This window comes from Kitasatospora sp. NPDC087271 (assembly GCF_044744605.1).
In the GTDB taxonomy this organism is placed as follows: domain Bacteria; phylum Actinomycetota; class Actinomycetes; order Streptomycetales; family Streptomycetaceae; genus Kitasatospora.
This window is the reverse complement of sequence record NZ_JBIUYQ010000002.1, coordinates 168,247-180,626: the sequence shown is the minus strand read 5'-3', so window position 1 is coordinate 180,626 and position 12,380 is coordinate 168,247. Positions and strand designations below refer to the sequence as shown.

General features: G+C 73.8%; 5 protein-coding genes. 1 reads left to right on the top strand and 4 read right to left on the bottom strand.

All coding sequences use genetic code 11. The features are described 5' to 3' along the window. Positions 1-33: 33 nt before the first annotated feature. Positions 34-1,071 carry a 2,3-diaminopropionate biosynthesis protein SbnA gene (sbnA, locus tag ACIO9K_RS04090; protein ID WP_363617633.1) on the bottom strand — a complete coding sequence of 346 codons (1,038 nt, stop codon included), beginning with the start codon at positions 1,069-1,071 and terminating at the stop codon, positions 34-36. 221 nt (positions 1,072-1,292) lie between these two features. On the opposite strand from sbnA, the gene ACIO9K_RS04085 reads away from it, so the two are divergent. Further along, the gene (locus ACIO9K_RS04085) at positions 1,293-8,462 is read left to right on the top strand and encodes an amino acid adenylation domain-containing protein (protein WP_400326901.1); all 7,170 of its coding nucleotides are present in this window, start codon (positions 1,293-1,295) and stop codon (positions 8,460-8,462) included. Positions 8,463-8,576: 114 nt separating this feature from the next. Here ACIO9K_RS04085 and ACIO9K_RS04080 read toward each other — a convergent pair whose 3' ends face one another. From ACIO9K_RS04080 to ACIO9K_RS04070, 3 genes are all read right to left on the bottom strand, one after another. After that, positions 8,577-9,335: an AfsR/SARP family transcriptional regulator gene (locus ACIO9K_RS04080; RefSeq protein WP_363582478.1), complete on the bottom strand. Its 759-nt coding sequence runs from the start codon at positions 9,333-9,335 to the stop codon at positions 8,577-8,579. Between the two features lie 136 nt (positions 9,336-9,471). Continuing rightward, positions 9,472-9,762, bottom strand: a complete 291-nt coding sequence (locus ACIO9K_RS04075; RefSeq protein WP_107453059.1) for a helix-turn-helix transcriptional regulator — start codon at positions 9,760-9,762, stop codon at positions 9,472-9,474. Between the two features lie 258 nt (positions 9,763-10,020). Continuing rightward, a complete protein-coding gene (locus ACIO9K_RS04070; RefSeq protein WP_400326897.1) occupies positions 10,021-12,246 on the bottom strand; it encodes an MMPL family transporter in 2,226 nt (741 codons plus the stop codon). Positions 12,247-12,380: the final 134 nt, after the last annotated feature.

Genomic DNA, 12,380 nt, shown 5'->3' with positions numbered 1-12,380 from the left:
CCGGCCCCGCAGGCTCCGACCCCACCGGTCCGGTCAGCCGGACACCGTCTGGAGCCCGGCGGCGACGCCCGCCCCGAGGCCCCGGTGCTCGACCCCGGGCAGCAGGCCCTCCTGGCCGACCGACCCGCGCACCCACTCGTCGTGGTAGACGGTGTCCATGTAGCGCTCGCCCAGGTCCGGTGAGATGGTCACGGCGGTCACCCGCTCGCGCACGCCGCCCGCGCCGTCGCCGTAGTGCTCGTTCAGCCAGCGCAGCGCGCCGCTGACGGCCGTCCCGGTGGAGCCGCCGAACAGGAAGCCGCCGCGCATCAGTTCGCGGCAGGTCCGGACGGTGTCGGTCTCCTCGACGTGGACCGCCCGCTCCACCAGCGACTCGTCCAGCAGCGCGGGCCGCACGCTGGTGCCCAGGCCCGGGATGTGCCGGGTGGCCGGCGGGGCGCCGAAGGTGACCGAGCCGACGCTGTCGACCGGGACGACCCGCACCGAGGGGCGCCGCTCGCGGAAGTACCGGGCGCAGCCCATCAGCGTGCCGGTCGTGCCCGCGCCGATGAACAGCACGTTCAGGTCCGGGAACTGGCGGGCGATGGCCGGCGCGGTGGTCCGGTAGTGCGCCATCCAGTTGCCCGGGCTCAGGTACTGGTTGAGCCAGACCCGCTTCTCGTCGGCGGCGAGCAGCGCCTTGACGTGGCGGATCCGCGCACCGAGGAAGCCCTCGGTCTCGTGCGGCTCGGTGATCAGGTGCACCTCGGCGCCGTACGACTCCATGGTGCGGCGGGTGACCTCGTTGCAACGAGAGTCGGTGACGCAGATGAACTTGTAGCCGCGGCTGGCGGCGAGCACGCTCAGGGCGACGCCCATGTTCCCGGACGAGGATTCCACCAGGGTCGAGCCGGGGCCGAGGACGCCCGCCGCCTCGGCCTGCGCGACCATTTCCCGGGCCGCTTTCAGCTTGATGGACCCGGCGAAGTTGAACCCTTCGACTTTCAGGAAGAGACGGTGCCCGAAGAACGGCTGCAGATTCACGAAGAGGTCGCTGACCTCGAATTCGTGCGACGCGGAAATGACCGGCACTGGAGACTCCTGGCCTTCGGTAACGAATTAGCCTCGGCGGCAAGCCTCCCGCCGGGCGCTGACGAGGGGCTGACGGACTGCTGACGGGGTCGGCGACCAGGGTTTCGGACCCGCCCGGAGGCGCGCGTCAGCCGTCCGTCAGTTGCCGGTCAGTTGCTCGTCAGCGCCATCGGAAAGCGTTTGTTATTCCGCACTTGCAGGCCTTCCACGAGGAGCCCGGTTTGAATCGGCCGTCCGCCATCAGTGAAGTCCTTCCGCTCTCGCCGCTGCAACAGGGACTGCTCTTTCTCTCGGAGTACGACCGTGAGGGGACGGACGTCTACACCATTCAGCTGGTCCTCGACCTGGACGAGCTGACCGACGCCGATGCCGCCGCGCTGCGCACCGCGGCGGGCCTGCTCCTGGAACGGCACCCCAACCTGAAGGCCTGCTTCCGGCACCGCAAGAACGGCGAGGCGATCCAGGTGATCCCCACGTCGGTCGAACTGCCGTGGCGCGAGGTCGCGGTGGCGGCCGGCGCGGCCGGGCCGGAGGCGGAGTTCGACCGGCTCGCCGAGGAGGACCGGCTGCGCCGCTTCGACCTCGCCCGCCCGCCGCTCCAGCGGCTCACCCTGGCCCGCGCCGAGGGCGGTCGCTGCCGGCTGGTCTGGACCGTCCACCACATCCTGGTGGACGGCTGGTCGATGGTCTCGCTGATCGGCGAACTCGCCGCGCTCGCCGAGGAGCTGAAGGCCGGCGGCGCCCCCGCCAGGCAGCCGCAGGCCGGCGCGGCCCGCTACCAGGCGCACCTGGCCTGGCTGGGCGCGCAGGACAAGGAGGCCGCCCGGCAGGCCTGGACCGCCGCCCTGGCCGGGGTCGTCGACCCGACCCGGCTGGTGCCGGCCGGCCGCGACCGGGCCGCCGGTGCGGCCGCGCTGCCGCAGGCCGTCCCGCTGGAGCTGACCCCCGAGGTCTCCGCCGCGCTGACCGGCTTCGCCCGCTCGCGCGGCCTGACCGTCAACGCGGTGGTGCAGGGCTGCTGGGCGCTGCTGCTGTCCCGGCTGACCGGCCAGGACACCGTGCTGTTCGGCGCGGTCACCTCCGGCCGGCCGGCCGAGGTCCCGGACGTCGAGCGGATGGTGGGCCTGTTCGCCAACACGCTCCCGGTCCGGGTGGACGTCGACCCGGCCCGCACCCCGGCCGAGCTCTTCGCCGACGTGCAGCGGTCGCAGACCGCGCTGCTGGCGCACGAGCACCTGACCCTGGCGGAGGTCCAGCAGCTCACCGCCGTGCGCGGTGAACTCTTCGACACCGCCCTGATGTTCCAGAACTACCCGATGGGCGGCCTGCCGCTGGCCACCGGCACCGGCCCCCGGGTGACCGGCGCCGACGTCCGCTCCGCCACCCACTTCCCGGTCACCCTCACGGTCTTCCCCGGCACCCCGTTCGGCCTCGCCGTCAACCACGTGCCCGCGCTGGTCACCCGGGCCGAGGCCGAACTGGTCGGGCGGCGCTTCGCCCGGCTGCTGGCCGCCGCCGTCGCCCGGCCCGACGAGCCGTGCGGCCGGCTGGACGTCCTGGACGAGGCCGAGCGCGCCGAGATCACCGAGGCCCGCAACGCCACCGGGGCGCCGCTGCCCGGCGACTGGCTGGCCCCGCTGCTGGCCGCCCGGGCCGCCCGCACCCCGGACGCGCCCGCCGTGCGCTGCGGCGAGGAGCGCCTGACCTACCGCGAACTGCACGCCCGCGCCGACGCGCTGGCGCACGCCCTGCACGCCGCCGGGGCCGGCCCGGAGCAGGTGGTGGCGATCGCGCTGGACCGCTCCTGCGACCTGGTGGTGGCCGCCCTGGCCGTCCTCAAGTCCGGCGCGGCCTACCTGCCGCTGGACCCGGACTACCCGGCCGACCGGCTGCGCTACATGCTCGCCGACGCCGCCCCGGTGGTCACGCTCACCCACCGCCGGGTGCGCGAACTCCTCGCCGCCGAAGCCGCCGTAGCCGCCGAAGGCGAGATGAACACCGGCGAGCTGTGGGTGCTGGACGGCCCGGACGCCGCGACCGGTGCGCCCGGGCAGCGCGTACCGGGCACGGCCCCGCGCGCCGACCACCCCGCGTACGTGATCTACACCTCGGGCTCCACCGGCCGCCCCAAGGGCGTCGTGGTGCCGCACCGGGCGCTGGTCAACCTGGTCGAGGACATGGTCGCCCGCTTCGAAGTGACCACCGAGGACCGCTTCCTCGCCGTCACCACCTTCGGCTTCGACATCGCCAACCTGGAGCTGTTCGTCCCGCTCGCCGCCGGCGCCGAACTGCTGGTCGCCGACCGCGAGACGGTCCGCGACCCGGCCGCCCTGGCGGACGCCGTCACCGGCCTGGACGCCACCCTGCTGCAGGCCACCCCCAGCCTCTGGCAGTCGCTCGCCGCCGACCACGCCCCCCGGCTGGCCGGCCTGCGCGCCCTGGTCGGCGGAGAGGCGCTGCCCGAGCCGCTGGCCCGCACCCTCACCGCGCACTGCGCGTCCGTGACCAACGTGTACGGCCCGACCGAGACCACCATCTGGTCCACCGCCGCGCCGCTGACCGGCGCCGAGGCCGGGCCGCCGCCGATCGGCGGCCCGATCGCCAACACCCGGGTGTACGTCCTGGACGGCGCGCTGCGCCCCGTCCCCGACGGCACCTTCGGCGACCTCTACCTCGCCGGCACCGGCCTGGCCCGCGGCTACCTGGGCCGCCCCGGCCTGAGCGCCGAGCGCTTCGTCGCCGACCCGTACGGCCCGAGCGGCGCGCGGATGTACCGCACCGGCGACATCGTCCGCTGGGACGCCGCCGGCACCGCCCTGGAGTACGCGGGGCGCAGCGACCACCAGGTGAAGATCCGTGGCTACCGCATCGAGCTCGGCGAGATCGAGTCCGTGCTCGCGGCGCAGCCCGGAGTGACGCGGGCCGTCGTCACGGCCCGCACCGACCGGGCGGGGGACGCCCGCCTGGTCGCCTATGTCGTACCGGCAGGGATCGACCGCGACCGCTTGCGGGAGCGGGCGTCATCGGTGCTGCCCACGCACATGATCCCTGCCGTGTACGTTCCCCTGGACGACCTGCCGCTGACCCCCAACGGCAAGGTCGACCGCAAGGCCCTGCCCGCCCCGCCGGACGAGCGGGCGGGCACCGGACGCGAGCCCGCGGGGGAGCGCGAGGAACTGCTCTGCGCGGTCTTCGCGGAGGCCCTCGGGCTCGACCGGGTCGGCGCCGACGACGACTTCTTCGAACTCGGCGGCCACTCGCTGTCCGCGACCAGGGTCGCCAACCGGCTGCGTGCCGCGCTCGGCGTGGACGTCCCGGTGCGGGCCCTGTTCGACGCCCGGACGGCCGAGGCGCTGGCCCGCGCCCTCGACCCGGACGCGGCGGCGGCCGCCGAGGCGGCGGAGCCGGCCCCCCGGCGCCCCGCGCTGCGCGCCGTCCCGAACCGGCCGTCCTCGGTGCCGCTCTCGTACGCCCAGGAGCGGCTCTGGTTCCTGGACAAGATGGACGGGCCCACCGGCAGCTACAACATCCCGCTGGCGGTCCGCCTCACCGGCCCGCTGGACGCCGCCGCGCTGGCCGCCGCCGTCCGGGACGTGGTGGCCCGGCACGAGAGCCTGCGCACCGTCTTCGCCGAGGCCGACGGGCTGCCCTCGCAGCTGGTGCTCTCCGCCGAGGAGGCGGAGCGGGCCGGCGCCCCGCTGGTCGTCGTGGACCTCTCCGGGGCGGCGCCGGGCGCGCTGGAGGCGGCGCTGGCCGCCGAGGCCGTCCACCCCTTCGAGCTGTCCGCCCAGGTGCCGCTGCGGGCCCGGCTGTTCACCCTCGGCCGGGACAGCCACGCGCTGGCCCTGACGGTGCACCACATCGCCGCCGACGGCTGGTCGCTCGGCCCGCTCGCCCGCGACCTCTCCGACGCCTACCGGGCCCGGCTGGACGGCGCCGGGCCGCGCTGGGAGCCGCTGCCGGTGCAGTACGCCGACCACGCGCTCTGGCAGCGCGAACTGCTCGGCTCCAAGGACGACCCGGACAGCCTGGCCAGTGCCGAACTCGCGCACTGGCGCGAGGCGCTGGCGGGCATCCCGGAGGAGCTGGACCTGCCCACCGACTTCCCCCGCCCGGCCCGCGCAGGGCACCGCGGCGCCGAGGTCGAGTGCACGGTGCCCGCCGAGACCCACGCCCGGCTCGCCGAACTCGCCCGGCGCGGCGGCGCCAGCCTGTTCATGGCCGTCCAGGCGGGCCTGGCCGCACTGCTCACCCGGCTGGGCGCGGGCACCGACATCCCGCTCGGCAGCCCGGTGGCCGGGCGCACCGACGACGCGGTCCGCGACCTGGTCGGCTTCTTCGTCAACACCGTGGTGCTGCGCACCGACACCTCGGGCGACCCGGCGTTCACCGCCCTGCTCGGGCGGGTCCGGGAGACCGACCTGACCGCCTACGGGCACGCCGAACTGCCCTTCGAGCACCTGGTGGAGGAGCTCAACCCGGTCCGCTCGATGGGCCGGCAGCCGCTCTTCCAGGTGATCCTGGCCTTCGAGAACAGTTCCGACCCGCTGCCCGCGATGCCCGGCCTGAGCGCCGAGGTGCTGCCGATCGGCAGCACGACGGCCAAGTTCGACCTGTCCTTCCAGGTGCTGGAGCGGACCGGTCCGGACGGCGCCCCGGCCGGTCTGGACATCCGCCTGGAGTACCGCGAGGACCTGTTCACCGGGGCGACGGCGGCCCGCCTCGCCCGGGCCCTGGCCACCCTGCTCGACTCCGCCGCCCGCACCCCCGACGCGCCGCTCAGCGCCCTCGACCTGCTCACCGCCGAGGAGCGCCGCGTCCTGCTGGAGGAGTGGGCCGGCCCGACCGCCCCGTTCACCCCGGTCACCCTGACCGCCGTGTTCGAGGGCCTGGCGGCCGCCGGCCCGGACCACCCCGCGCTGATCGGCCCGGACGGCGTGCCGGCCGGCCCGGCGACGACGCGGCTGTCCTACGCGGCGCTCAACGAGCGGGCCAACCGGCTCGCCCACCTGCTGCTGGAGCGCGGGGTCGGGCCGGGCGACGTGGTCGCGCTGGCGATGCCGCGCTCCGCGCCGCTGGTGGTCGCGCTGCTGGCGGTGCTCAAGACCGGCGCCGCCTACCTGCCGGTCGACCCGCAGTACCCGGCCGAGCGGATCGCCTACATGCTCGACGACGCGGCGCCCGCCCAGGTGCTGACCGTCGAGGCGGTCGCCGACCGGATCCCGGGGCTGCCCGAGGGCGTCGTCCCGCTGGTCCTGGACTCCCTGCGCACCCGGTCCGACCTGACCGGCCGGCCCGACCGCAACCCCGTCGACGCCGACCGCACCCGGCCGCTCCTCCCGCAGGACGTCGCCTACGTGATCTACACCTCGGGCTCCACCGGCCGCCCCAAGGGCGTCGCGGTGCCGCACCTGGGGGCGGCCAACCTGGCCGCCAACCACCAGGCGCGGATGGGCGCGGGGCCGGACACCCGGGTGCTCCAGTTCGCCTCGTTCAGCTTCGACGCCACCGTCTGGGAGCTCGGCGTCTCGCTGTACTCGGGCGGCACCCTGGTGGTCGCCACCGACGAGAGCCGGGTCTCCGGCGAGGTGCTGGGCGCGCTGCTCGCCGAGCACCAGGTCAACCACGTGGTGCTGCCGCCCACCGTGGTGGCCGGCCTGCCCGAGGACGTGGTGCTGCCCGAGGGCCTGCACCTGCTGGTCGGCGGCGAGGCCTGCTCGGCCGCGCTGGTCGACCGGTTCGCCCCGCTGACCGAGTTCCGCAACGCCTACGGCCCGACCGAGGCCTCGGTCTGCGCCACCTGGAGCGACCCGCTGCGCGCCGGCGGCGGGCGCCCGCCGATCGGCCGCCCGCTGGACAACCACCGGCTGTACGTCCTGGACGACGCCCTCGCGCCCGCGCCGGTCGGCGTCACCGGCGAGCTGTACATCGCCGGCACCGGCCTGGCGCACGGCTACCTGCGCCGCCCGGTCACCACCGCCGAGCGCTTCGTCGCCGACCCGTACGGCCCGGCCGGCACCCGGATGTACCGCACCGGCGACCTGGCCCGCTGGCGGGCCGACGGCACGCTCGACTACGTCGGCCGGGTGGACCACCAGGTGAAGCTGCGCGGCTTCCGGATCGAGCTCGGCGAGATCGAGGCCGCGCTGGTGCGCCACCCGGTGGTCGTGCAGGCCGCGGTGCAGGTCGCGCCCTCGCCCACCGGCGTGCCCCAGCTGACCGGGTACGTGGTGCCGCTGCCCGGCGTCGCCGCCGTCGACGTGCCGGTGCTGCGCGCGTTCGTCGCCGAGTCGCTGCCCGCGCACATGGTGCCCGCGGCGCTGGTGACGCTGCCCGCGCTGCCGCTGACCGCGAACGGCAAGCTCGACACCCGCGCCCTGCCGGCGCCCGGTGCCGCGCCCGCCGCCGCGCAGACCCCGGTGCGGCGCCCGGGCACGCCGGCCGAGGAGGTCATCGCCGGGGTCTTCGGCGAGATCCTCGGCCTCGACCAGGTCGGCGCCGACGGGGACTTCTTCGACCTCGGCGGCGACAGCCTGCGCTCGGTGCAGATCGTCAGCCGGGCCGCGAAGGCCGGGCTCACGCTCTCGCTGGCCGACGTCTTCACCCACAAGACGGTGGCGGCCCTCGCCGCCGCCGCCCGGCCCGCCACCTCGCAGCGGCTCCCAGCGACGGTGCTGGAGCCGGTGCTGCCGATCCGGCCGGGCGGCACCGCCGAGCCGCTGTTCTGCGTGCACGGCGGGGTCGGCTTCGGCCTGCCGTACGCGGAGCTGGCCCCGCACCTCGACCCGGCCCGGCCGGTGTACGCGCTGCAGTCCGACGGTGTCGCCGCGCCCGAGGGGGAGTGGGAACGGCCGCAGGGCGTAAGGGAGCTGGCGGCCACGTACCTGGCGAGGATCCGCCGGGTGCAGCCGCACGGCCCGTACCACCTGCTGGGCTGGTCCTTCGGCGGGCTGGTCGCGCACGAGATGGCGGTGCAGCTCCAGGCGGCGGGCGAGCGGGTGGCCTTCCTGGCGGCGCTGGACGTCTTCCCGGTGCTGCCGGGCGACCACAACCCGACCGACGAGGAGATCCGCGGGGCCTTCCTCGCCCACCACGCCACCGGAACGGGCATCGACGACGGGGAGCTGCGCCGGCTGATGGCGGTGATGCGCCACCACACGGACATCGCCCGGGAGTTCACCCCCGGACGGTTCGACGGCTCGCTGCTGCTGTTCGCCGCCGCCGACGAGGTGCAGGGCGCCCCCGCCGCCGAGCTCGCCGACCGCTGGCGCGCGCACCTGACCGGCGCGCTGACGGTGCACGACGTCGCCTGCGGCCACGAGGAGATGCTCGGCCGGGAGGCGGCCGGCCGGATCGGCGCGGTGGCCGACGCCGCGCTGCGCCGGTCCTGAACGACCGGACGGCCGGGCCCGGAATCCGGGCCCGGCCGTCACGGGGCCGCCGGCGGCGCCCCAGGAGGGGAGCCGTCGGCGTGTCGGGGCGAACTGCCCTCGCCCCGACGGGACTTACAGCGAGGGGTCCTGCATCAGGATCGCCTGGTAGAGGTGGTGGAGACGACGACTCGGTTTGAGCCCCAACTCGTCGTCGAGCCACTTCCGGGTGCGGTGGAAGATGTCGACGGCCTCCGACTGCCGGCCGCACCGGTAGAGGGCGATCATCAACTGCTCGCTGAACCGCTCGCGTTCCGGGTACTGGGCGAGCAACTGCTTCAGCTCGGCCACCACCGCCCCCGCCTCGCCCGCTTGCAGCTGCGCCGAGATGAGGTCCTCCCGCGCGGTCTTGCGCTGCTCGTCCAGACGCAGCGCGACGGCCCGGCACCAGGGCCCGTCGCTCGTGTCGAGCAGGGCCGGTCCGCGCCACATCGCGAGCGACTTGCGGAGCGTGTCCATCGCTTCGTACGGCCGGTCGCTGACCAGCCCCGCGCCTTTCTCCGCCGTCCGCAGGAACCGGTACGCGTCGACCGCGTCCTCCGAGACGTTGAGCATGTAACCGTTGTCAACCGTGCGGATGAGTTCCTGGTCCGGCCCCTCCAGACCAAGTTCCGCCAACGACTTGCGCATGCGTTTGACATTGGCCTGCAAGGCGTTGCGCGCGTTCTTGAGCGGCGCTTCCCCCCACAGCTCGTCGATCAGTTCGTCGAACGCGACCACCTGGCCGGCGTTGAGCGCCAGCATGGTGAGCATCACGCGATTCTTCTTCGCCCGTAGACCTACGGTGCGCTGACCGTCGCCGATCAATAGTGGGCCTAATATGGAGATGTACACCAAATTCCCCGTCCCTAGCGGTGAACTCCAGCCACAAGCCTTTCTCCTGTGACCTCGGCCCGGCCACCGTCAACAGTGGTCGACGTGTTTGGGGTGGCCTGACAAAGGGGAAAAGCCTGGGTATCATTCGCGCTGGTCAAGTATCGGACACGCCTGGGTCGTCCGGCCATGTACCTTCGTACATGAGTTGATGAACCTGCGCCACCAACCCCACCTGAAGCCGCGACTCCACTCCCAGTTTCGCGAGGATGTTGGCGACGTGCGCCTTCACCGTGCGCTCCGTGACGTGCAGTCGGGCGGCGATGCCGCGGTTGGAGTGTCCGGCACCGATCAGGTCGAAGACCTGCCGTTCCCGTCCGGACAGCGTCCCGACCCGGGTGAGCTCGTTGCGCCAGCGCGCCGAGGCGAGGCTGCCGTCACTGTGCATGGCCACCCCCCTGACCGCCCCCTGCTTCCCCGTGGTGCGTCCGGCGGCAGTTGTGCCCCCCCGTCACCGGGAAGGTCGTTCACGTGCCGACGAACGCGCATGCGATTCTACAACTCCCGTAACAAACCACCACGGGACAGTCGGCGTCAAACCCCTTGTCACGACTGGTTGTGGCCGGTGCCTGCACGAAACGCACACGAAAAGGGCCGGGGAAGGGGCTAAGCCCTTCCCCGGCCGTCGAGTTGGACGGGTCCCGTGTTACGGGAGGGTCGTGCGCGCCGCCGAGGCCGCCGCCGCCGCGGCCACGATGGCCGGCATCCGCGGGGTCCGGGTCGTGGTCTGGCGCGCGAGCCGCGAGGGCCAGAAGGTCTTCCAGCCGAGCAGGGTGACCACGGCCGGCAGGACGACGATCCGGATCACCGTCGCGTCGAGCAGCACCGCGCAGGCCATGCCCACTCCCATCTGCTTCATCTCGATGAAGTTCAGCGAGGCCAGCAGGGCGAACACGCAGACCATCACCACCGCGGCGCTGGTCACCACGCCCGCCGTGCGGGTGATGCCCTGCTCGACCGCCTCCTTCACGGAGAGCCCGCCGCGCGCCGCCTCCCGGATCCGGCTGACCACGAAGACGTGGTAGTCCATCGACAGGCCGAGCAGGATCACGAAGAGCATCAGCGGCAGCCAGGCCACCACCCGGCCGGTGGACTCGAAGTGCAGCAGGTCCTCCGCCCAGGTGTGCTGGAAGATCAGCGCGAGCAGGCCGAAGGAGGCCGCCGCGGACAGCAGGTTGAGCACCACGGTGATCAGCGCGAGCATCACCGAGCGGAACGCGACGGTCATCACCAGGAAGGTCAGCACCAGGGCCACCCCGAGCACCCAGGGCATCTTGTGCATGACGTTCGCCCGGTAGTCGACGTCGAACGCGACGTCGCTGCCGCCGACCGCGAACTCGGCGCCCGCGACCGTGCCGAGGGTCTGCGGGGCGAGGTCCTGGCGCAGCCGGGCCAGCGAGGCGCGGGCCTGCGGGGAGCCGCTGTCGAAGTGGGTGCCGATCGCGATGGTGGCGACCGTGCCGTCGGGGGAGGTGCGGACGGTCGGCGCCGGGTTGTGCACGAAGAGGGCGTCCTGCGAGGCGCGTTCGACCAGCGCCTCCACCGCGCCGCCCAGTTCCGCCGTCCGGTCGGCCGGGACCTTCACCGCGACGGTGTGGGTGTCGGCCTGGCTCGGGAAGGAGCCGGTCAGCCGCTCGTTGGCCTGCATCGCCGGGATCGACCGGGGCAGGTCGTCGATCCCGGTGGCCTTGAGCTTCAGGCCGAGGGCGGGCAGCGCGAGGACGAGCAGCGCGCCGACCGAGAGCACCAGCGCGATCACCGGGTGGCGCAGGGCGGGCTTGAGCATGGTCGACCACAGCCGCGGCTTGACCCCGCCCTTCTGGGTGAGCCGCCACACCAGCGGGACCCGCGGCGCGTCCAGGTAGCGGCCGAACCGGGACAGCATGGCCGGCAGCACGGTCAGCGAGGAGGTGATCGCGATGGCGACCACCAGCACCGCGCCGGTGGCCATCGACTCGAAGGCGATGTGCCCGGCGAGGTAGAGCGCCCCCATCGAGATCATGACGACCACGCCGGACACCAGCACCGAGTGCCCGGAGGTGGCGGCCGCGATCTCGATGGCGTCGATGTTGTTGGCGCCCAACGCCCGCTCCTCGCGCTGGCGTTTGAGGTAGAACAGCGAGTAGTCGACCCCGATGGCCATGCCCATCAGCACGATGACGTGCGTCACCGGCCCAGGGTCGGGCACCAGTTGGGAGGCCACCCCCCACAGGCCCAGCCCGGCGAGCACCGAGGACAGGCCGAGGACGACCGGGACGCTCGCGGCGACGATCGCGCCGAAGACGAAGACCATCACGAGCAGCGTCACCGGCAGGCTCAGCACGGTCGCCTTGCCGAGGTCCTTGCTCAGCATCTCGTTGAGCCCGGCCTTGATCGAGCCGGCGCCGACGAGTTCCATCCGCAGCTCGGTGTGCGACGCGTGGGTCCTCGCCACGGTGTCGATGAGCGGCTGCACCCGGTCGGCGGAGGTCTCCGGATCGCCGTCGAGGGTCACCGGGACGAGCAGGGCCGAGCCGTCCGGTGCGGGCACCGGAGCGTCGATCGAGCTGATGCCGGGGAGGGCCTTCAGGTCGCGGGTGGCGTCCGAGGCCGCGGACTGCGCCTGGACGGGGTCGAGCCGGCCGCCGCCCCACGGGGTGATGAGGACGTTCTCCACCGCGCGCTCCTGGAGGCCGCCGCTGCGGGCGATCGCGGCCGCCCGGCCGGACTGGCCGATGGCGAGGTCGGAGGTGGTGGCCTGCCGGGTGCCCGTGACGCCGCCGACCACGAGGGCCGCCACGACGAACGCCACCCAGAGCGCGATCGCCCACCAGGGGTGGACGGCGCTCCACCGAGCGGCCCTGGTGATCACGTTCCTGCCTTCCACGATCACGTTCCCCTCCTCAAAAGAAATGCCCGGATCAAGACACGGGCCTGACTTATGAGTCCGGCCGGTGCGGTGCGGCGTTCGCCTGCATCACTGAATCTAGTGACGCTTCGACGCATGATCACGGGTACAACTTCGAC

Bases quoted from the DNA above. Each gene is read 5' to 3' on its own strand.
- ACIO9K_RS04075 (WP_107453059.1), bottom strand. From the start codon at position 9,762: ATGCACAGTGACGGCAGCCTCGCCTCGGCGCGCTGGCGCAACGAGCTC.